19 protein-coding genes are annotated in these 21,219 nt (G+C 68.7%); 2 read left to right on the forward strand and 17 right to left on the reverse strand.

The features are described from left to right. Positions 1 to 79: 79 nt before the first annotated feature. The 15 genes from ftsZ to mraZ all read right to left on the reverse strand — a co-directional run bounded on the left by ftsZ (position 80) and on the right by mraZ (position 17,820). On the reverse strand, positions 80 to 1,282 hold the full coding sequence (gene ftsZ, locus ACSQ2F_RS15355; protein WP_436024303.1) for a cell division protein FtsZ: 1,203 nt from the start codon (positions 1,280 to 1,282) through the stop codon (positions 80 to 82). Between the two features lie 208 nt (positions 1,283 to 1,490). After that, a complete protein-coding gene (ftsA, locus tag ACSQ2F_RS15360) occupies positions 1,491 to 2,720 on the reverse strand; it encodes a cell division protein FtsA (RefSeq protein WP_436024305.1) in 1,230 nt (409 codons plus the stop codon). 8 nt (positions 2,721 to 2,728) lie between these two features. Further along, positions 2,729 to 3,562, reverse strand: coding sequence for a cell division protein FtsQ/DivIB (locus tag ACSQ2F_RS15365; RefSeq protein WP_436024307.1), 834 nt, complete (start codon positions 3,560 to 3,562; stop codon positions 2,729 to 2,731). A gap of 4 nt (positions 3,563 to 3,566) precedes the next feature. Further along, a complete protein-coding gene (locus ACSQ2F_RS15370; RefSeq protein WP_436024309.1) occupies positions 3,567 to 4,532 on the reverse strand; it encodes a D-alanine--D-alanine ligase in 966 nt (321 codons plus the stop codon). Beyond that, positions 4,529 to 5,938 (reverse strand): UDP-N-acetylmuramate--L-alanine ligase, encoded by a 1,410-nt coding sequence (murC, locus tag ACSQ2F_RS15375; protein WP_436024311.1) that lies wholly within the window; start codon positions 5,936 to 5,938, stop codon positions 4,529 to 4,531. The genes ACSQ2F_RS15370 and murC overlap by 4 nt, the downstream gene beginning before the upstream one ends. After that, positions 5,935 to 7,011 (reverse strand): undecaprenyldiphospho-muramoylpentapeptide beta-N-acetylglucosaminyltransferase, encoded by a 1,077-nt coding sequence (gene murG, locus ACSQ2F_RS15380; protein ID WP_436024313.1) that lies wholly within the window; start codon positions 7,009 to 7,011, stop codon positions 5,935 to 5,937. The genes murC and murG overlap by 4 nt, the downstream gene beginning before the upstream one ends. Next, positions 7,008 to 8,264 (reverse strand): putative lipid II flippase FtsW, encoded by a 1,257-nt coding sequence (ftsW, locus tag ACSQ2F_RS15385; RefSeq protein WP_436024315.1) that lies wholly within the window; start codon positions 8,262 to 8,264, stop codon positions 7,008 to 7,010. The genes murG and ftsW overlap by 4 nt, the downstream gene beginning before the upstream one ends. Further along, positions 8,261 to 10,240, reverse strand: a complete 1,980-nt coding sequence (gene murD / locus ACSQ2F_RS15390; protein WP_436024317.1) for a UDP-N-acetylmuramoyl-L-alanine--D-glutamate ligase — start codon at positions 10,238 to 10,240, stop codon at positions 8,261 to 8,263. Before murD ends, ftsW begins: the two co-directional genes overlap by 4 nt. Further along, positions 10,240 to 11,421 (reverse strand): phospho-N-acetylmuramoyl-pentapeptide-transferase, encoded by a 1,182-nt coding sequence (gene mraY / locus ACSQ2F_RS15395; RefSeq protein WP_436024319.1) that lies wholly within the window; start codon positions 11,419 to 11,421, stop codon positions 10,240 to 10,242. The genes murD and mraY overlap by 1 nt, the downstream gene beginning before the upstream one ends. Beyond that, positions 11,411 to 12,814, reverse strand: a complete 1,404-nt coding sequence (locus ACSQ2F_RS15400) for a UDP-N-acetylmuramoyl-tripeptide--D-alanyl-D-alanine ligase (protein ID WP_436026837.1) — start codon at positions 12,812 to 12,814, stop codon at positions 11,411 to 11,413. Before ACSQ2F_RS15400 ends, mraY begins: the two co-directional genes overlap by 11 nt. A gap of 2 nt (positions 12,815 to 12,816) precedes the next feature. Further along, positions 12,817 to 14,331, reverse strand: a complete 1,515-nt coding sequence (locus ACSQ2F_RS15405) for a UDP-N-acetylmuramoyl-L-alanyl-D-glutamate--2,6-diaminopimelate ligase (RefSeq protein ID WP_436024321.1) — start codon at positions 14,329 to 14,331, stop codon at positions 12,817 to 12,819. After that, positions 14,331 to 16,070: a peptidoglycan D,D-transpeptidase FtsI family protein gene (locus ACSQ2F_RS15410; protein WP_436026839.1), complete on the reverse strand. Its 1,740-nt coding sequence runs from the start codon at positions 16,068 to 16,070 to the stop codon at positions 14,331 to 14,333. The genes ACSQ2F_RS15405 and ACSQ2F_RS15410 overlap by 1 nt, the downstream gene beginning before the upstream one ends. A gap of 50 nt (positions 16,071 to 16,120) precedes the next feature. Beyond that, positions 16,121 to 16,414 carry a cell division protein FtsL gene (gene ftsL, locus ACSQ2F_RS15415; RefSeq protein WP_436024323.1) on the reverse strand — a complete coding sequence of 98 codons (294 nt, stop codon included), beginning with the start codon at positions 16,412 to 16,414 and terminating at the stop codon, positions 16,121 to 16,123. Continuing rightward, positions 16,411 to 17,373, reverse strand: coding sequence for a 16S rRNA (cytosine(1402)-N(4))-methyltransferase RsmH (rsmH, locus tag ACSQ2F_RS15420; protein ID WP_436024325.1), 963 nt, complete (start codon positions 17,371 to 17,373; stop codon positions 16,411 to 16,413). The genes ftsL and rsmH overlap by 4 nt, the downstream gene beginning before the upstream one ends. A 6-nt stretch (positions 17,374 to 17,379) precedes the next feature. After that, entirely contained in the window at positions 17,380 to 17,820 is a 441-nt protein-coding gene (gene mraZ / locus ACSQ2F_RS15425) for a division/cell wall cluster transcriptional repressor MraZ (RefSeq protein WP_436024327.1), read from the reverse strand. A 417-nt stretch (positions 17,821 to 18,237) separates the two neighbouring features. Between mraZ and ACSQ2F_RS15430 the strand changes: the two genes are divergently transcribed. Beyond that, positions 18,238 to 19,185: a hypothetical protein gene (locus tag ACSQ2F_RS15430; RefSeq protein ID WP_436024329.1), complete on the forward strand. Its 948-nt coding sequence runs from the start codon at positions 18,238 to 18,240 to the stop codon at positions 19,183 to 19,185. On the opposite strand, the gene ACSQ2F_RS15435 is transcribed toward ACSQ2F_RS15430, so the two are convergent. Together ACSQ2F_RS15435 and ACSQ2F_RS15440 are read right to left on the reverse strand one after the other, a co-directional pair. After that, entirely contained in the window at positions 19,110 to 19,445 is a 336-nt protein-coding gene (locus ACSQ2F_RS15435) for a hypothetical protein (protein ID WP_436024331.1), read from the reverse strand. The genes ACSQ2F_RS15430 and ACSQ2F_RS15435 overlap by 76 nt on opposite strands. 71 nt (positions 19,446 to 19,516) lie before the next feature. Continuing rightward, on the reverse strand, positions 19,517 to 20,011 hold the full coding sequence (locus ACSQ2F_RS15440) for a hypothetical protein (RefSeq protein WP_436024333.1): 495 nt from the start codon (positions 20,009 to 20,011) through the stop codon (positions 19,517 to 19,519). Positions 20,012 to 20,314: 303 nt separating this feature from the next. On the opposite strand from ACSQ2F_RS15440, the gene ACSQ2F_RS15445 reads away from it, so the two are divergent. Next, on the forward strand, positions 20,315 to 21,202 hold the full coding sequence (locus ACSQ2F_RS15445) for a hypothetical protein (RefSeq protein WP_436024335.1): 888 nt from the start codon (positions 20,315 to 20,317) through the stop codon (positions 21,200 to 21,202). Positions 21,203 to 21,219 lie beyond the last annotated feature (17 nt).

Genomic DNA, 21,219 nt, shown 5'->3' on the forward strand with positions numbered 1-21,219 from the left:
CCAACCGGCGGATGCCGGTGACGATCGTCACCATAGGGTGAAGCGATGGGCTCCCGGCCGAAGCCGGAAGCCCGCCGCGTCAGTCAGCCTGCTTGCGCAGGAAGGCCGGGATCTCGATCTCGTCCATGCCGTGGCTGGCGAGCGCGTCGACCTTGGCCGCGGCCGTGCGACCGTTGCGCCACACGCTTGGCACCGACAGGCTGCTGTAGTCGTGCGACACGCCGCCGCTCGCGGCATGCACCGGCTGGTTCAGCACCGGCAGGTTGTCGGTCCCGGTGCGTTGCACGGCTTGGGTGTGCACGACGCTGATCGGAGCCTGCTGGCGGCGGGCCGGGCTCAGGCCCGTGGCAATCACCGTGACGCGCAGCTGGTCGCCCAGGCTTTCGTCGTAGGCGGTGCCATAGATCACATGGGCGTCGTCAGCGGCGTAGCGGCGGATGCAGTTCATCGCGTTGCGCGACTCGCTCAACTTGAACGTGCTGCGGCCGGCGGCGATCAGCACCAGCACGCCACGCGCGCCGGAGAGGTCGATGCCCTCGAGCAGCGGGCAGGCCACGGCGCCTTCGGCTGCCTTGGCCGCGCGGTCCGGACCGCTCGCCACGGCCGTGCCCATCATCGCCTTGCCCGGCTCGCTCATCACCGTCTTCACGTCCTCGAAGTCGACGTTCACGAGGCCGGGGATGTGGATGATGTCGCTGATGCCGCCCACGGCGTTGCGCAGCACGTCGTTGGCGTGCGCGAACGCCTGGTCCTGGGTCACGTCGTCGCCCAGCACGTCGAGCAGCTTGTCGTTCAGGATGACGATCAGCGAGTCGACGTTCGCTTCGAGTTCGGCCAGACCCGTGTCGGCCGCCTTCATGCGCCGGTTGCCTTCGAAGTCGAAAGGCTTGGTGACCACGCCGACGGTCAGGATGCCCATCTCCTTGGCCACGCGGGCGATCACGGGTGCGGCGCCCGTGCCGGTGCCGCCGCCCATGCCGGCGGTGATGAAGAGCATGTTCGAGCCGGCAATGGCCTCGCGGATGCGGTCCACGGCCTCTTCGCCAGCGGCGCGGCCGGCCTCCGGCTTGGCGCCGGCGCCGAGGCCGGTGGAGCCCAGCTGGATCAGGTGGTGAGCCGTCGAGCGGTTGAGGGCCTGCGCATCGGTGTTCGCGCAGATGAATTCGACGCCTTGAACGCCTTGCGCAATCATGTGGTCGACCGCGTTGCCGCCGCCGCCACCCACGCCGATGACCTTGATCTTGGTGCCCAGGTCGAATTCTTCGATCATTTCGATTGCCATGTTGTTCACTCCATTCGGGGTTGCAGTTGCCGTTGACTGGAAAGTCGATCTTTGAAACTTCTTCGTGCCGCTGTGGTGGGGTTCGCGTCTAGCCGGACCCCGCGGTCTTCTCCCGTCGTCTTGCTGGCGGCCCCCGGCTCTCCAGCAGGTGACAACCCAGGCTTTCACAGATGTTGGTGCTCATGTCCGCGTCCGTCGGGGTTGTGTTCTAGAAGTTGCCCAGGAACCAGTCCTTGAGGCGACCAAAAAGCGTTTTCACGGAGCCCGCCTGCTGAGCCGCCTTCATGCCGCGGGTGCGGCCGAGGCGGGCTTCGTCAAGCAGGCCCATGACGGTGGCCGAGCGCGGGCTCGCCACCATGTCGTGCAGCGCGCCGTGGTAGGTCGGGATGCCCTTGCGCACCGGCTTGAGGAAGATGTCCTCGGCGAGTTCCACCATGCCCGGCATGACGGCGGCGCCACCGGTGAGCACGATGCCGCTCGACAGCAGCTCCTCGTACCCGCTTTCGCGGATCACCTGGTGCACGAGCGAGAAGATCTCCTCGACCCGCGGCTCGATCACGCCGGCCAGCGCCTGCCGGCTCAGCATGCGGGGTGCCCGGTCACCGAGGCCCGGCACTTCGAGCTGCTCGGAGGGGTCGGCCAGCAGCTGCTTGGCCACGCCGTACTCGACCTTGATCTCCTCGGCGTCCTTCGTCGGCGTGCGCAGCGCCATGGCGATGTCGCTCGTGATGAGGTCGCCCGCGATCGGAATCACCGCGGTGTGGCGGATGGCGCCGTCGGTGAAGATGGCGACGTCCGTCGTGCCTGCACCGATGTCGACCAGCGCCACGCCCAGGTCCTTTTCGTCGTCCGTCAGCACGGCGTGGCTCGACGCGCTCGGGTTCAGCACGAGCTGGTCGACTTCCAGGCCGCAGCGCCGCACGCATTTGATGATGTTCTCGGCAGCGCTCTGCGCGCCGGTCACGATGTGCACCTTGACCTCCAGGCGTCCACCGCTCATGCCGATCGGCTCCTTCACCTCGTGGCCGTCGATCACGAACTCCTGCGGTTCCACCAGCAGCAGCCGCTGGTCGTTCGGGATGTTGATGGCCTTGGCCGTCTCCACCACCCGCGCCACGTCGACCGGCGTCACTTCCTTGTCGCGCACGATGACCATGCCGGTACTGTTCTGGCCGCGGATGTGGCTGCCGGTGATGCCGGTGTAGACGCGCGTGATCTTGCAGTCGGCCATCATCTCGGCCTCCTTCAGCGCCTGCTGGATGGACTGCACGGTCGCGTCGATGTTGACCACCACGCCCCGCTTGAGACCGTGTGCCGCCGCGATGCCGAGACCGGCGACGCGGAGCTCGCCGTCGGGCAGCACCTCGGCCACCACGGCCATGACCTTGGCCGTGCCGATGTCGAGTCCCACCACGAGGTCTTTGTATTCTTTGGCCATGTTCTCTCTCAGTTTCTTGCTGCGGGCGCGCCGGCTGCGGCGGCCTGCGTCGTCGTGGTGATGCCCTTGAGCCGCAGGGCATAGCCCTGGTTGTGGCGCAGGTCGGCGAAGACGAGCGGACGCTGGTAGCGCGCGATCACCTGGCCCACCGTGCCCACGAAGCGCTCGGTTCGGGCCACGAGCTCGTCTTCCGTTCCCCGGCCCAGCTCGACCTCGGCCCCGTTGTCGAAACCGGCGCGCCAGGAGCCCCGCCCGCTCATCGCCAGCGTCTGGATGCGCAGCTCCAGCCGCTGGAAGACGGGGCTCAGGCGGTGGTAGGCTGACAGCACGAGCGGGGCCGTGCCCTCGGGCCCCTGCAAGGTGGGCAGCCCTTCGTCCTCGACGTCGCCGATGTTGGCCTGGAAGACCTCGCCGAAGGTGTTGACCAGGCGATCACTGCCCTCCTCCATGCTCCACAGCGCGGCCGCACGGTGCTCTTCGAGGGCGACGCTCAACCGGTTCGGCCACACGCGGCGCACCACGGCCTGCCGCACCCAGGGCACGTTCTGGAAGGCCCGCTGGCCTTCGGCCAGGTCGAGCGAGAAGTAGTTGCCGATGAGGTGCGGCAGGGCGTTGGTGCGGATGGTGGACACGCTGTTGCGCGTCACGTCCCCCTCCACCCGGATCGCGCGCACATCGAACACCGGTTGCCGCACCAGCCACGTCACCACACCCACCGCACCGATCAGCGCGGCCGCGCCGAACAGCACCGAGGCGGTGATGTTCAGCAGGCGCACGTCGAACGGGCGCTCGCGCGCGTCGTCCTGCGCGGCGGGGTTGGCGAAGTTGGCGCGGCGGACCATGACGTCAGGTGGTGGAGTCCAGGGCGGCGGTGGCCAGCAGCTGCACGCACAACTGCTCGTAGCTGATGCCGGCGGCCTTGGCCGACATCGGGACGAGCGAGTGCGAGGTCATGCCGGGCGAGGTGTTGATCTCGAGCAGGAAAGGCTTGCGGTCGCTCTTGCGGATCATCAGGTCCGCACGTCCCCAGCCGCGGCAGCCCAGGGTGCGGTAGGCGGCGACGACGATGCGCTGGATCTCCCGCTCCTCGGCGTCCGGCAAGCCGCTCGGGCAGTGGTACTGGACGACGTCGGTGAAGTACTTGTTCTGGTAGTCGTAGGACCCATCGGGGGCCGCGATCCGGATCACCGGCAGTGCCCGCGCCTGCGGTCCGGTGCCCAGCACCGGGCAGGTCACCTCTTCGCCGTCGATGAACTCCTCGCACAGCACGTCGGGGTCGTACTTGGCCGACAGCGTCACGGCGCCGAGCATCTCCGAGTCCTTCGTGACCTTCGTGACGCCGATGGAGGATCCCTCGCGCGGCGGCTTCACGATGAGCGGCAACCCGAGCTCGCCCGGCACCGCGTTCACGCGCGCGGCATCCTGCTCCTCTGGCGCCAGGCGAACGTAGCGGGGAGTCGGCAGGCCTTCGGCCACCCACACCCGCTTGGTCATCACCTTGTCCATGGCGATGGCGGAAGCCATTACGCCGGAGCCGGTGTACGGAATGCCCATCAGTTCCAGGGCGCCCTGCACCGTGCCGTCTTCGCCGTGGCGGCCGTGCAGCGCGATGAAGCAGCGGTCGAAGCCCTGGCGCTTCAGCTCGGACAGGTCCTGCAACGACGGATCGAAGGCGTGCGCGTCGACGCCTTGCGACTGCAATGCGGCCAGCACGCCGTTGCCCGACATGAGCGAGATGTCCCGCTCCGCCGAACTGCCACCCATGAGCACGGCCACGCGGCCGAGGGCCAACACATCCGGTGAGGTAGTCATGCAGCCTCCTTGAGAAGTTCGAGGACCTGGGCCGGCACCGAGCCGATGGTGCCGGCGCCCATGGAGATCACGACGTCGCCGTCGCGGGCGTGTTCGAGGATGGCCGACGGCATCTGCGCGATGTCGTCGACGAAGATGGGGTCGACCTTGCCGGCCACGCGCAGGGCGCGGGCCAGGGAGCGGCCGTCCGCCGCGACGATCGGGGCCTCGCCGGCGGCGTACACCTCGCCGAGCAGCACCGCATCCGCACGGCCCATCACCTTCACGAAGTCCTCGAAGCAGTCGCGCGTGCGGGTGTAGCGGTGCGGCTGGAAGGCGATCACGAGCCGGCGACCCGGGAACGCCCCGCGCGCCGCGGCGATGACAGCGGCCATCTCCACTGGATGGTGGCCGTAGTCGTCGATGAGGGTGAACTGCCCGCCGGCGGGCGCCGGGTGGTCGCCATAGCGCTGGAAACGGCGACCGACGCCATGGAACTCACCCAGGGCCTTGACGATCGGGGCGTCCGGCAACTCCAGCTCCGTGGCCACTGCCACCACCGCGAGGGCATTGAGCACGTTGTGCTCGCCCGGCAGGTTGAGCGTCACCTCCAGGTCGGGCAGGACCACACCGTTGCGGCGCTGCACGGTAAAGCGCATCTGCCCGCCGGCGAGGGCCTGCACGTTGACCGCCCGCACCTGCACGTCCTCTCCGAAACCGTAGGTGACCACCGGCCGCGACACCATCGGAATGATGGAACGGACCCCGGGGTCGTCGCCGCACAGGACCGCGGCACCGTAGAACGGCATGCGGTGCAGGAACTCGACGAACGCGCTCTTCAGGCGGCTCAGGTCGTGGCCGTAGGTGTCCATGTGGTCTGCGTCGATGTTGGTGACGACGGCCAGCACGGGCAGCAGGTTCAGGAACGACGCATCGGACTCGTCGGCCTCGACGACGATGTAGTCGCCGGAACCCAGGCGGGAGTTGGCCCCCGCCGCATTCAGACGCCCGCCGATCACGAAGGTCGGGTCGAGCCCCGCTTCGGCCAGCACGCTGGTCACGAGCGAGGTGGTCGTGGTCTTGCCGTGGGTCCCGGCGATCGCGATGCCCTGCTTCAGGCGCATCAGCTCGGCGAGCATCACGGCCCGCGGCACCACCGGCACCCGCCGGGCGCGTGCCGCGATGACCTCCGGGTTGTCGCCCTTGACGGCCGTGGAGGTGACCACGGCTTCGGCCCCGGCGATGTGCGCGGCGTCGTGCCCGACGTGCACCTTCATGCCCAGCGAGGCAAGGCGTCGCGTGACGGCGTTGTCGCTCTGGTCAGAGCCGGAGACCGCGTAGCCAAGGTTGTGCAGGATCTCGGCGATGCCGCTCATGCCGGCACCCCCGATGCCCACGAAGTGGATGTGTTTGACGGCGTGCTTCATGCGGTCAGCTTCTCGAGTTCGTCGGCCACGCGAGCGGCGGCGTGCGGGCGCGCCAGCCCGCGGGCCCGTGTGGCCATGGCCAGCAGCCGTTCGCGGTTCAGGCCAGCCAGCAGGTCGGCCAGCGCACGCGGGCTGAAGTCGGCCTGGGGCAGGTGCAGGCCGGCATCGTGAGAGGCCAGCCATTCGGCGTTGTCGCGCTGGTGGCTGGTGGTGCTCACGATCAGCGGCACCAGCACGCCGGCCACGCCGGCCGCGCACAGTTCGCTGACCGTGACGGCACCGGCCCGGCAGAGGATCAGGTCGCAGTCGGCCAGGCGCTCGGCCATGTTGTCGATGAACGGAAGCACTTCGGCTTCCAGGCTCATGGAGGCGTATCCCGCTTGCACGGCGGCGAGGTTGGCCTGGCCCGTCTGGTGGGTGATGCGCGGACGCTGGTCGGGCGGCAGCAGCGCGAGCGCCTGCGGCACCGTGTCGTTCAACACGCGTGCGCCGAGGCTTCCGCCCACGACCAGCATGCGCAAGGGACCGGTGCGGCCCGCGAAGCGCTGCTCGGGCGCCGGCAAGGATTCGATCTCCGCCCGCACCGGATTGCCGGTGACCAGGGCGCCGCGGGTGCTCGCAGCCGCACGGCCATCGAAGCCGAAGCCGATGCGGTCCGCCACCGGCAGCAGGGCCTTGTTGCTCATCAGCAAGGCGGCATCGGCATTCACGAGCATCAGCGGCTTGCCGAGCAGCGCGGCCATCACGCCGCCGGGAAAACACACGTAGCCGCCCATGCCGAGCACGGCCGAGGCGCGGCGCGCGCGCAGGATGCGCAGGCAGCTGCCGAAGGCGCCCAGCATGCGCACGCCACCGGTCAGGGTGTGCACCATGCCCTTGCCGCGCAGGCCGCTGAAGGTGATGTTGTCCATCGGAATGCCCGCCGGCGGCACGAGCTTGTTTTCCATGCCGTGGGTGGTGCCCAGCCAGCTGATGGTCCAGCCGCGTTGCTGCATCTCGCGCGCGACGGCCAGGCCGGGAATCACGTGCCCGCCGGTGCCCGCGGCCATGATGACGAGGTGGCGCGCGCTCATGCCCGCCCTCCCCGCATCAGCTGCCGGTTCTCGATGTCCACCCGCACCACGATCGCCAAGGCCACAAGGTTCATCAGGATGGCGGACCCGCCGAAGCTCATCAGCGGCAAGGTGAGGCCCTTGGTGGGCAGCAAGCCGAGGTTCACGCCCATGTTGATGAACGCCTGGCCGCCCATCCAGATGCCGATGCCCTGGGCGAACAGCCCGGCGAACACGCGGTCGAGCGCAATCGCCTGGCGACCGATGTGGAAGAGCCGGCGCGACAGCCAGAAGAAGGCCACGATGACGCAGGCGACGCCGATGAAGCCGAGCTCCTCGCCGATCACGGCGAGCAGGAAGTCGGTGTGGGCCTCGGGCAGGTAGTGCAGCTTCTCGACGCTCGAGCCGAGCCCCTGCCCGAAGATCTCGCCCCGTCCGAATGCAATCAGCGAGTGGGACAGCTGGTAGGCCTTGCCGAGGGTGTACTTGGCGTCCCACGGATCGAGGTAGGCGAAGATGCGCTCGCGCCGCCACGGGCTCGTCGAGATCATGATGACGAACGCGGCCACCAGCACCAGCGTGATCAGCAGGAACATCCGGCCATTGACGCCGCCGAGGAAGAGGATGCCCATGGCGATGGCGGCGATGACGAGGAAGGCGCCCATGTCCGGTTCGGCCAGCAGCAGCACACCGACCACGCCGACGGCGATGGCCATCGGGAAGACGGCGCGGAAGAAGTTCTCCTTCACCTCCATCTTGCGGACCATGTAGTCGGCGGCATACAGCGCCATGGCCAGCTTGGCGAGCTCCGACGGCTGGAAGTTCATCACGCCGAGCGGAATCCAGCGACGCGCGCCATTGACCTCGCGCCCCACGTGCGGAATGAGCACGGCCACCAGCGCCAGCAAGGTGACGACGAAGATCCATGGCGCATAGCGTTCCCACAGACTGAGCGGGAACTGCACGATGACGATCGCGGCGACGAAGCCGATGACGATCGACATCGCGTGGCGGGTCAGGAAATGGGTGGATGCGTAGAGCGTGAATTTCGGGTTGTCCGGCAGCGCCACCGACGCCGAATACACCATCACCAGGCCGAGCGCCAACAGGGCCACCACCATCCAGACCAGCGGCTGGTCGAAGCCTTGCAGCCGCACCGGCGTACCGGTCGGCCCGCTCCAGTCGCGGATGGGCACGCTCGTGTCGCGACGGAACAGCGCGCGAGCCCGCTCCTTCAGCGCGTCCAGGCCCAGGCGTTCGGCCAGTGCGCTCATGCGACGGCCCCTCCCCGGTCGGCCACGATGGCGTGCACTTCGGCGATGAACACGTCGGCACGGTGAGCGTAGTTGCGGAACATGTCGAGGCTGGCGCACGCCGGGCTCAGCAGCACGGCGTCGCCGGACTGGGCCCGCTCGAAGGCCCAACGCGTGGCGGACTCGAGGCTGTCGTGCCGCTGCACGGGGACGCTGCAGTCAACCAGCACGGCTTCGATGGCGGCGGCGTCGCGGCCGATGGTGGCCACGGCGCGCGCATGGCGCTCGACCGGCGCGCGCAGCGGAGAGAAGTCCTGCCCCTTGCCGTCACCGCCCAGGATCACGACGAGTCGCGACGGGGCCTTGTCGGCGCCCAGCCCGGCAAGCGCCGCCACGGTCGCGCCCACGTTGGTGCCCTTGCTGTCGTCATAGGCCTCGATGCCGTCGACGGCCGCGACGAACTCGACCCGGTGCGGCTCGCCGGTGTACTCGCGCAGACCGTGGAGCATGGGCGCAATGGGGCAGCCGATGGCCGTGGTGAGCGCCAGCGCCGCCATCGCGTTCGCCGCGTTGTGGCGGCCCCGCACGCGCAATGCATCCGCCGGCATCAGGCGCTGGATCACCAGGTCTTCTTCTTCCACCGCGGCACCGCGCTTGCGGCGCATGACGGGTTCGTCGCTGACCAGCGCGCGCACCAGCCAGGTGATGCCGTTCTGCGTCAGGAGGCCATAGTCGCCAGGACGCTGCGGCGCCTCGAGCCCGAAGCGGACCACCTGACGCTCGACCGGCTTGGCGAAGCGGCCCTTGCCAGCCACCGGCGCGGGCACCATGGCCATCACCGCCGGGTCGTCACGGTTCACCACCATCACGGCCGTGTGGCCGTGAATGCGGGCCTTGGCCGCGGCATAGGCATCCATGGTCCCGTGCCAGTCGAGGTGGTCCTGGGTGACATTGAGCACCGCGGCGGCGGACGGCTCGAATCCCTTCACGCCGTCGAGCTGGAAGCTCGACAACTCCAGGACCCACACTTCGGGCAGGTGCTCGAAGACCGGGCCGGGGGGTGGGGGCGGAATGAGGTGGGGCGGCGGGCCACCGCCGGAGATCTCGACCTCGGCCTCCTCGGTGACGACCGGCAAGAGGGGGTCCGCGGCGTCAACCGGCAAGCCCGCCGCGACCTGGGCCGACTCGTCGTTCAGCGCATCCGCTGCCTCGGCGCCGCCCGAAGCTTCGGGTTCAGCGTCGTAGTCGTCGGCCGCCACATCGGATGTCCCGTCCTGCCCGGCGTCGGCCGAGAGGTCGTTGACTTCGCCCAGCCGATCTTCCTCGTCGACGGTCACGTCGGCGGTGTCGGGCACGGGCACGTCCAGCCGCGCCGCGCCGGACGCGGCTTGCGCGGCAACGGAGGCGGCGGGCTCGACGACGTCGTCGTCGACCTTCCGTGTGTCGTCGGCGTCCACCGTGGCCGCCTCGATTTCGGGCGCGGGCTCCAGATCCAGGGCGGCCGCCAGGGTGTCGAGCATGGTCGGGCCGATGTTGCCGGCCACTGCCACCCGCAGTCCGGTGCGCTCCACGAGTTGCGCCGTCATGGACGTGGTCGTCGTCTTGCCGTTGGTGCCGGTGATGGCGATGACCTTCGGCGCGTAGCCCCGCTCGGCCTTCAGTTCGGCCAGTGCGGCGGCGAAGAGGTCCAGCTCGCCCTGCACGGGAATGCCCGTCGCGCGCGCTTGCTCGATCAAGGGTGCCAGCCGGTTGTCCGTGGGCGCCAGGCCGGGGCTCTTCAAGACCAACCGCACCGTGGTGAGCAGTGCCGGGTCCAGCTCGCCGGAGAGGCGGCGGGCATCGGGCACCTGTTCGGCAAGCGCCTGCGCGTGCGGCGGGTTGTCGCGCGAATCCCAGACCGTCACGGCCGCCCCGAAGCGGGCGCACCAACGCGCCATCGCCAGCCCGGAATCCCCGAGCCCGAGCACCAGCACCGAGACGTCTTTCAAGTACTTCATCAGCGCAGCTTCAGACTTGCCAGGCCCACGAGGCACAGCAGCATGGTGATGATCCAGAAGCGCACAACCACCTGGGTCTCGCGCCAGCCGGACTTCTCGAAGTGGTGGTGCAGCGGCGCCATCTTGAAGATGCGCCGCCCCGTGCCGTACCGCTTCTTGGTGAACTTGAACCAGGAGACCTGCAGCATCACTGACAGGGCCTCGACCACGAAGATGCCGCCCATGACGGACAGCACGATCTCCTGGCGGGTGATGACGGCGATGGTGCCCAGCGCGCCGCCGAGCGAAAGCGCGCCCACGTCTCCCATGAAGACCTGGGCCGGATGGGTGTTGAACCACAGGAAGGCGAGGCCCGCGCCCGCCATGGCGGCGCAGAAGATGAGCAGCTCGCCGGCGCCCGGGATGTAGGGGAACAGCAGGTACTTGGAATAGACGGAGCTGCCCACCACGTAGGCGAACACGCCCAGCGCCGAGCCGACCATGACGACCGGCATGATGGCCAGGCCATCCAGCCCGTCGGTGAGGTTGACGGCGTTGCTGCTGCCGACGATCACGATGTACGTGAGGATGATGAAGCCGAAGACGCCCAGCGGGTAGCTGATGCTCTTCACGAAGGGGATCATCAGGTCGGCCTTGGGCGGCAGGTCGTTCGAGAACCCGCTTTGCACCCAACGCAGGAAGAGCTCCAGCACGCGCAGGTTCGAGGTCTCGGAAACGCTGAAGGCGAGGTAGAGCGCCGCGATGAGACCGATCAGCGATTGCCAGAAGTACTTTTCGCGCGAACGCATGCCCTCGGGGTTCTTGTTGACGACCTTGCGCCAGTCGTCGACCCATCCGATGGCGCCGAACCCGAGTGTCACGAGCATCACGATCCACACGAACCGGTTGCTCCAGTCGAACCACAACAGCGTGCTCACGGCGATGCCGAGCAGGATGAGCACGCCACCCATCGTGGGCGTGCCGCTCTTGACCATGTGCTCGGCCACGCCGTACTCACGGATGGGCTGGCCGATCTTGAGTGCGGTCAGGCGCCGGATGACCCAGGGCCCCATGGCCAGACCGATGAGCAGCGAGGTCATGGCCGCCAGCACCGCACGGAACGTGAGGTACTGGAACACGCGCAGGAACCCGAGCTGCTCGGGATAGGTGGTCTGCAGCCACTGGGCGAGGCTAAGCAGCATGAGTGTTTCCTTGATGGCTGGATGGCGGCACCGAGGCCGTGAGGGCGGCGACGACCTGCTCCATCTTCATGAACCGGGAGCCTTTGACGAGCACGGCGCGTGCGGCCGGAGCCGCCGCCAGCGCGGCGATCAGTTCGGGCACGCTCTCGAAGTGACGGGCGCCGTCGAAGGCATCGGCAGCATGACGGCACAGCTCGCCGACCGTCCAGAAATGCTCGACGCCACGCGCCTGGGCATAGGCGCCGACCTCGGCATGGAACGCCGGCCCCTGATCGCCGACCTCGCCCATGTCGCCCAGCACCAACCAGCACGGGCCGGGCATCTGGCTGAGCACGTCGACCGCAGCACGTGCCGAATCGGGGTTGGCGTTGTAGGTATCGTCCACCAGCGTGACCGTCTGGCCGTGCAGGGTGGCAGTCTTGAGCTGTGATCGGCCCTTGACCGGCTCGAAGGCCTCCAGGCCGCGCACGACCGCTTCCAGTGGCGCGCCGGCGGCCAGGGCGCATGCCGTGACGGCGAGGGCGTTCTTGACGTTGTGCTGCCCGGCGATGCGCAGGCGCACGTTGCTGGTTCCCGCGGGTGTGCGCAACACCATGGCCCAGTGGTCGCCCATCCAGTGCGCATCCGAGGTGACGTCGGCATCGCCCTCCAGCGCGAACGTGAGTTGAGGCCGCGTGCCGGCGAGTTCGCGCCAGACCGAGGTGAAGTCGTCGTCGGCCGGAAACACCGCCACGCCAGCAGGGCCGAGCGCCGAGATCACCGCGCCGTTCTCCCGGGCGACCGCCTCCACGCTCGCCATGAACTCCTGGTGTTCGCGCTGGGCGTTGTTCACCAGGGCCACGGTGGGCGCGGCCATCTCGGCCAGCCACGCGATCTCGCCCGGGTGGTTCATGCCGAGTTCGACGACGCCCGCCCGATGCCAGAGGGTCGCGTCCTGGCGCAGCCGAAGCAGGGTGAGCGGCACGCCGATGTCGTTGTTGAAGTTGCCTTGCGTCGAGAAGGCGCCCGTGCCGACCCAGGCCGCGAGCACGCTCGCCAGCATCTGGGTGACGGTGGTCTTGCCGTTGCTGCCGGTGACGGCAACGAGGGGCAGCGTCATGCTGGCGCGCCACGCGCGGGCCAGTTCACCGAGCGCCCGCTTGCTGTCGGCCACGAGCACGCCCGGCATGCCCGCCTCGGCCAGCGCACGCTCGGCAATGGCGGCAACCGCACCGGCCGCACGGGCCTGCGCGAGAAAGTCGTTGGCATCGAAGCGCTCGCCGCGCAGCGCGACGAACAGGTCACCGGCCTGCAGGGTCCGCGTGTCGGTGTGCACCCGTTCAATGGCCACATTGCCATCGCCCACCAGGGTGGAGCCGGGCACCCACAGGTGGGCCTGGGCCAGCGTCATCATCGTCATGCGGGCCTCCCGGCCAGCGCAGTGCGGGCCTCATCCAGGTCAGAGAACGGGTACTTCACGCCGGCGATTTCCTGTTCCGGTTCGTGTCCCTTGCCGGCGAGCAGGATCACGTCGCGGTGACCGGCGTTGCGCACCGCATGCACGATGGCGGCGCGCCGGTCCTCGATCACCACGGCTTGTGCATCCGCGTCCATGCCGTCGGCAATCTGGCGCAGGATGTCCGCTGGCGGCTCGTGGCGGGGGTTGTCGCTCGTGACCACCACGTGGTCGGCGGCGCGGGCGGCGATGGCGCCCATCAGGGGTCGCTTCGTCGCGTCGCGATTGCCGCCGCAGCCGAACACGGCCCACAAGCGGCCGCCGCGTTCGTGCGCGAGCGGGCGCAGGGCGGCCAGCGCCTTCTCGAGTGCATCGGGGGTGTGCGCGTAGTCGACCACCACCTCCGGGCCGTCGGTCCCGCCGGCCACGCGCTGCATGCGTCCGGGCACGGGCGTGAGCGACGCGCACGCTGCTGCGGCATCGACGAGCGACACGCCCAGCGCCCGCAGCGCGCCGATCACGGCGAGCACATTGGACGCGTTGTAGTCGCCGATGAGACGCGTCTGCACTGCCACGGCATGTGCGCCTTCGTTGAGCGTGAAGGCCAGTCCGCCGTCGCGGTAGTGAAGGTGGCGGGCTTGCAGTCGGGCGGCATGGTGCGCCTCGGCACTGAAGGTCCACACGTCCATGGCGGAGCCGTCGAGGCGGCGCGCCAGCGAGGCGCCCTGCTCGTCGTCCACATTGAGCACGGCGGCGCGCAGCCCGGGCCAGTCGAAGAGCCGGGCCTTCGCTTCCCAGTAGGCGGCCATGCCACCATGGAAGTCGAGGTGGTCGCGCGTGAAGTTCGTGAAAACGGCCACCTCGATGCGCGTGGCGGCGAGGCGCTGCTCCACGATGCCGATGGACGAAGCCTCGATGGCGCATGCCGTCATGCCGTCGTCGGCGAAGCGCCGGAAGGCGGCCTGCACGGTGACCGGGTCGGGCGTCGTGAGGCCGGTGGAGACCACGCGCGCCTCCGGCGCCGTGGCCGTAGGCGGCTCGCCGATGCCGAGCGTGCCCACCAGCCCGCAGCGCTGGCCCAGCAGGCTCATGGCCTGCGCCACCCACCAGGTGCAGGACGTCTTGCCGTTGGTGCCGGTCACGGCCACCACCTTGAGGCGACGGGTCGGGTGGCCCTGGAAGGCATCCGCCAGCGCGCCCGTGGCCGCCTTGAGGTCGTGGACCGCGGCGCAGGTGGCGCCGTCGAGCGGGAAGCCCTCCGCGCCGTCGGATTCGACCAGGCAGGCGACGGCCCCGGCGCGTAGCGCGGCGGGCACGAACTGGCGGGCATCCACGCCGTAGCCGGGCCAGGCGATGAAGGCGTCGCCGGGGCGCACGCGGCGGCTGTCGGTGGCCAGGCCCGTGGCACCGTGCGCCCGCAACCAGGCGACGGCAGCATCCGTGTCGCGGAGCAAGGTCAGAGGGGTCGTGCTCATCAGAAGCTCTCCTCCACGGCCGGCAGACTCTGGGCCACGATCTGCGGACGGACCTCGAGGTCAGGCTGAACACCCATCGAGCGCAGCGTCTTCTGCACCACCTCGCTGAACACGGGTGCCGCCACCTCGCCACCGAAGTACTTCCCCGCACCGGGCTCGTCCACCATCACCGCCACGATGATGCGGGGATTGCGGATCGGTGAGAGGCCCACGAACCAGGAGCGGTACTTGCGCTCGGCATAGCCCTTGCCTTCCTGCTTGTGCGCGGTGCCGGACTTGCCGCCGACCGAGTACCCCATCACCTGTGCCTTGGGCGCAGTGCCGCCCGGGCCGGCGGCCATCTGCAGCATCTCGCGCATCTGCGCCGCCGTCTCCTTCGAGATGACGCGCACGCCTGGCACCCGGCCGTCGGGACCGAGTTCGGGGTTCTTCAACAAGGACACCGGCAGCATCTCGCCGTCATGCGCGAAGACGGTGTAGGCGCGCGCGATCTGCAGCAGGCTCGCCGACAGCCCGTACCCGTAGCTCATGGTGGCCTGTTCGATCGGACGCCACGTCTTGTAGGGACGCAGCCGGCCTGTCACCACGCCCGGAAACTGCACGTGCGGGCGTTGCCCGAAGCCGGCCTGGGTGAAGATCTCCCACATCTCGCGCGGCTGCATCTGGAGCGCGATCTTGGCCGTGCCGATGTTGCTGGATTTCTGGATGACTTCGGCGACGGTCAGCGGCCCGTGGGGGTGCGAATCGGAGATCGTGGAGCCATGGATGGTCATGCGACCCGGTGCCGTCTGGATGACGGTGTTGCGGTTCACCCGGCCGCTGTCCATCGCGAGCGCCACGGTGAAGGGCTTCATCGTGGAGCCCGGCTCGAAGACGTCGGTGACGGCGCGGTTGCGCAGCTGCGCACCGGTGAGGTTGCGACGGTCGCCGGGCACATAGCTCGGGTAGTTGGCCAGCGCCAGCACCTGGCCCGTCTGGGCGTCGAGCATGACGACGCTGCCCGCCTTGGCCTTGTGCATCTGCACCGCGTCGCGAATGCGCTGGTAGGCGAAGGACTGGAAGGTGGCATCGATGGACAGCTCGATGTCGCGACCGTCGACCGGCGCGACGGGTTCGACCATGTCCTCGACCACGCCGCCCAGGCGCGTGCGCACCACGCGACGCGAGCCCTTGCGGCCTTGCAGTTCCTTCTGGAACGCGAGCTCGATGCCCTCCTGGCCGCGCTCCTCGGCATTGGTGAAACCCACCACGTGGGCAGCGGCCTCGCTGTAGGGATAGTCGCGCCGGAACTCCGACTGGACGGTCAGGCCCTTGATGCCGAGCGCCATGACATCGCGGGCGACCTGTTCGTCGAGGTTGCGTCGCAGCCAGACGTAGTTGGGGTTGTCGTCGATGCGGCCATCGAGCTCGGACAAGCTCATGCCGAGCAGGCGGGCCAGCTTCTGGCGCTGCGCACGGTCGGCCGAGAAGTCCTTCGGCAGCACGGCCAGCGACTTGGACGGCACGCTCACCGCGAGCAGCTGACCGTTGCGATCGAAGATGCGACCGCGGCTCGCCGCCAGGGGCAGCGTGCTGGCGTAGCGCATCTCGCCCTGCTTCAGGAAGAAGTCGTTGTTGGCGATCTGCACATACCCGGCCCGGCCCACGAGCGCGACGAATCCGAGGCCGACGAGACCGACGAGGAAGCGCGACCGCCAGGGCGGCGTCTTCGAGGCCAGCAACGGGCTGGTCGAATACATGACGCTGCGCACGCTCGGCGGTGCCAGGCGGGAGGCGGCGCTGCGGCGGCTCACGGTGCGACTCCCGATGCGCCCGGCGCGGGCGCGTAGGTCACGTACTCGGTGACGGCCGGCGTGGCCGTGCGCATGGCGAGCTTGTCGCGCGCGACGTGCTCCACCCGCAGCGGCGTGGCCTGCGACTGCTTCTCCGACTTCAGGCGCTCATGCTCGATGTCGAGCTTGCGCGCGTCGTTCTGCGCGATGTCGAGGGCGATGTAGAGGCGCCGCGCGTCGTACGACACGCGGACCAGGTAGAGGCTGCTCAGGATGAGGGCCAGTAGCAGGGCGAGGTTGAGGCGGGTCACGACGCGGCCCCTCCGACAACATCGGTCCGCTCGGCCACGCGCATCACCGCCGAGCGGGCGCGCGGATTGCGGGCCACTTCGGCGTCTGACGGCTTGACGCGCCCGAGCGATGCCAGGCGACTGGGCGTCGGCTCGGCGAACGGGGCGCGGCGATCGAATACCGAGCGACTCTCGCGGGCGATGAGCGTCTTGACGATGCGGTCTTCGAGCGAGTGAAAGCTGATGACCACGAGTCGGCCGCCCGGAGCAAGCAGCTCCACGGCCGCGCTCAGCCCCTGTTCGAGTTCCTCAAGCTCGCCGTTGACGAAAATCCGAAGAGCTTGAAAGGTCCGCGTTGCAGGGTTCTGGCCCGGTTCGCGGGTGCGGACCGCACCAGCCACGAGACTGGAAAGCTCGGCGGTAGTGCGTACGGGTTGGCCGGCCGCGCGCCGAGCAACAATCGCCTTTGCAATCGATAGAGCAAACCGTTCTTCCCCATGGTTCTTGATGACCTCCGCGATCTGGCGCTCGTCGGCGCGGGCCAGGAAATCCGCGGCGCTTTCGCCCCGCGTCGTGTCCATGCGCATGTCCAGCGGGCCGTCGAAACGGAAGCTGAAGCCACGCTCGGGGTTGTCGATCTGGGGCGATGAAACGCCGATGTCGAGCAGCACGCCGTCGACCCGGTCGAAGCCGGCTTCGGCGATCACGTGGGCCATCTGCGCAAACGGCGCGTGGTGAATGGAAAAACGCGGGTCATCGACCCGCGTGTTGCCTGCGCTCGCAGCGATCACGGCTTCGGGGTCGCGGTCGATGGCCAGCAGCCGCCCTCCCGGACCGAGCCGTTCCAGCAACAGGCGGGAATGCCCGCCGCGCCCGAAGGTGCCGTCGACGTACACGCCGTCCGGGCGGGTGACGAGCGCCTCCACCGCCTCCTCGAGAAGAACGGTGTCGTGGGTGAATGAGGTCTCGCGGGGCGTCATGGCTGTTCAGCCCTGGAAGTCTTTCAGCGCATCAGGCATCTCAGATTCGAGGACCTTCGCTTCCTGTTCAGCGTAGGCGTCGGCGTTCCACAACTCCAGCCGGCTGCCCATGCCAATGAGCACGACGTCCTTGGTGAGCCGGGCTGCGGCACGCAGCTCCGGGGAAATGAGCACGCGGGAGGATGCGTCGATGTCGACGTCCATGGCGCTGCCCAGAAAGATGCGCTTCCAGCCGTCGGCCGACATGGGCAGCGCGATGAGCTTGTCGCGAAAGGTGTTCCACACCGGGCGAGGAAAGACGAAGAGGCAACCCGCCGGGCTCTTGGTCAGGGTGAGCTGCGGACCGGCTTCAGCGAGCAGCACATCGCGCTGGCGCGCCGGAACGGTTACCCGTCCTTTGGCGTCCAGCGTCAACGCGGACTGTCCCTGAAACCTAAAATCTGCCACAACGACCCACTAAAGTGCACTTTATGGCACTTTATCTGACGGCTTGCCCCCCGTCAACGCAACTTGTAAGAAAAAATCAATGAAATCAAGAACTTAGGAACGACTGTGAAACAGGTCGTCGCCAAAAGCGCTGTAGAAATAAGGACTTGCACCGGGCAATGAAAGTGTTGGCTTAGAAGCCGACGGCCGGAACCGGACCGGAGAAGCCGGTCCCGTACGCCCCGGGATGCCAAGTTCTTCACACGAAGCGGGGCCTTCCGCCGCGACGGCGACCACCAGCGGCGTGCGGCTTCGGCCGGAACATCCGTGTCGGCAACGGCCACTCGCTTCGACCATCGCAGGAAGCCCCCTTTGGTGGGCGGCCGCGGTGACTTTCAGCCTCAGGGATGGCACCGACGCTGGCTAGACTGCCGTCCGATGATTTCTCCGGCCCTCCAACGTCTGCGCCTCGACGACGCCCTCGAACAGGAGCGTCGCGTCACGGTCGCGTCGCGCGCGTCCCGCAGTCTCGGAGTGGCGGTGCTTGGCTTGCTCGGCCTGACGTTCGCCCTGGTCGCGGCGATGCCCCTGCTCCTCGCCGTTGCGCCCGACACGCGGGACCGCTTGGACGAGCCGGTCGCGATGATGGCGCTGCTCGCACTCCTGCCGCTCGGCGCAGGTGGCTGCTGGCTGTTGTGGCGGCACGCGAGGACGGCCCGCATGGCAGAGATGCTCGTGACCGACCTGGCCCTCATCACCTCGGGCCTGGACGGCTGGCCGGTTCACCTCGCCTGGTCGTCCCTTCGGCCGAATCCCGCGCCCGGGGCCCGTACCGACGTCGAGCTCGTCATGGCCAGAGGAGACAGCGCCCACCATGAGCTTCGCTTCTTCACGGCCGGCCCCGGATCCGTCGAATCTGCCGCGGTCGAGCAACGCATTCCGCTCGCCGCCTTGACCGTGCCGCACCTTCACTTCGGCAATGGGCACGAACTGGGCCGCGCCCTGCTGTTGCAGCTGGCCTCGAGCGCGACGACCGCGCTCCGCATCGACTCCGAAGTGTTCGTGCACCTGGGAGTGCATCCCCGGACCTGGTTGCCGATGCCCTGGCCGAGGCGGACTCGCCGTGTGCTGTACGTGATGGCGATCGTGCCGGCCGGCCTATGGATGTGGCAGGCGGCATGGCCGGCGCCGATCTGGCAGCTGGTGGGCGGGACCGTTCTGGCCCTGGTGGCCGGCGCTCTGGCCTCGGTGCTGCTCTTCCGCGCTGCGTTTCCCTGGCTTCATGCAGGGCCGTGGCAGTACATGGGATCTCACGCCTCGTCAGAAGGGCCCGCTTCCGGTGCATCACGCAGGAAGGGCCAACCCAGGAGTTCCGCCAAGCGGTGAACCACCCAGCGGGCTTCGTCGCCCGAAACGCCGGAGTCGGCTGACTGAAGGCCGCGAAGACACCGCTCGAGCACGTCCGATTCATCGACGCCCAGTTGGAACAGCAGCCCGCGGGCGTGGTCAACCAAGTGACAGGCCAGGTCCTCGCAGGCCTCGTAGCGCTCGCGCACGGTGCGCAGGGGCGCGGTCAGTCGATGGCGGGCATCGGTATACAGGGCAAAGAAGGAGGGCGGGACATCGATCTGGTACTCGTCGGACATGGTGCGCGTTTGTACCCCATGCGCCCGCCCGAACGTGCGCTTGGTGGGGAACAGGCGACGAAGCCTGCGACTCAGTTCGCCAATGCGATATCCACCGACGCGAGCAGCGCGGCCGGGTCGTCCACGACCACTTCGACGGGAGCCCGTTCATCGAGCCGGGCATTGGCAGCGCTGAACCAGACGGCGATGCCCCAGCCGTCCAGGGAGGATTCGAGGGCCCGGGCGACCTGCCGCACCTCGGCACGCAGGCTCATGTCGGCCAAGTCGAACTGGAACAGCGGTACCCACAGCTCGCCACGCCAGTCGAAGGCGATCACTTCGCGCGAGACGATCCAGCGTGCCAGGCGCGAGACGTCACCGGCACCACGTTGCGCCAGCAATTCGGCCACTTCATCACCACGCACGAGTCCGCCCGTTTCCCGAAAGGCGCGCAGCATCGAGACGAAGCAGCGATCTCGGCCGGCGTCGCCCGGCAGACCAGGCGCCGGCTTGTCCTGCAGCACGAGGTGGCGCAGCGAGACAGGCAGTTGGCGGGCGGTGGCGTCGGCGTGGATGGCGGTCGGCATGGTGAGCGGCTCCGGAAGGGGCGTTGGGCTGTGCTGACGATAGGCGGACGCATCGCTTCCCGGCAGCAGTGGCGCCCTCAAGCGCTCGTCGGGCACCCACCTACGGCGGCGTAGGACAAGCGGCCATGAGGTCGAGCCGCGACGATCCCGCGGTCGTCACGTGATATCCATCACGCTTTGCATGCCTTCAGCCGGCGCGGACATGACTTTCGGCCATCGAACTGCAACGTCTGCTTACCTAAGCTTGCCGGTCCTGTCCGGACCGCGCGATGGTCCGCCCTGTCAAGGTAGCCGGAGACTCCGATGCGCATTTCTACCCTGTGGGCTGGAGCCCTGGCGGTCGTCCCGCTGTGGGTCATGGCTGCCACGCCTTGGGCCACCACCACCATCGTCGATGGCGACGCACAGCTCGTGCGCGAGGCCGTGAGCCACACGCTGTCGGAAGGCGTGCGGCTGTCGCGGGAGGACATCATTCATACGGGTCCCGCGACCCGCATGGTGCGGGTTGAATTCGCAGACGGCGTCATCTACGACCTGGGACCGGAGACGCGCCTGATGCTGGCACCGCCTGCCCGCGCACGCGGCAAGACCATGGCACGTGGCTACCTGCTCCAGGGACTGGTGAAGGTCGGATTGCCAGGCAGCAAGGCGGCCGACGAAACGTTGCTGGCGTCGCCACGCCTCGAACTCTCCAGCGTGGCCCGTGGCGCCGTGGTCAAGGTGGGGGCGAACGAGGCTGCCGTGTTCGCCGAATCGGGCGAAGCGGCCCTGGCCGAACGCCGGGACGGCCGCCTGCAGTCGCCCCTCACGCTGAGGAACGGGCAGTTCTATCAGCGGGTGGGTGACGGCCGCGCCCAGGTGATCGGGAGGCCGGCAGCCGCGTTCATTCAGGCCCTGCCCCGGCCCTTCCTCGATACGCTGCCTTCGCGCCTGGGCCGCTGGTCCGCGCGAGAAACGACGCCCCGGCGCACCGGCGCGCTGGCCTTCGCCGATGCGCAACCGTGGCTGGACGCCGAACCGGCGCTGCGCACCGCCTTCGTCAGCCGCTGGCGAGGGCTGGCGCGGGACCCCGATTTCCGCGCCGGCCTGCTGGCCGACATGAACGCGCATCCTGAGTGGGACCGCGTGCTCTTCCCCGAAAAGTACCGTCCCAAGGTGCCCCCTGCCCCCGTCCCGGCGGCCAGCCGCTGACCCCGTCCACCGTCGAT

It is taken from the genome of Rhizobacter sp. LjRoot28, from assembly GCF_964253025.1.
Taxonomy (GTDB): Bacteria; Pseudomonadota; Gammaproteobacteria; order Burkholderiales; family Burkholderiaceae_C; genus Rhizobacter.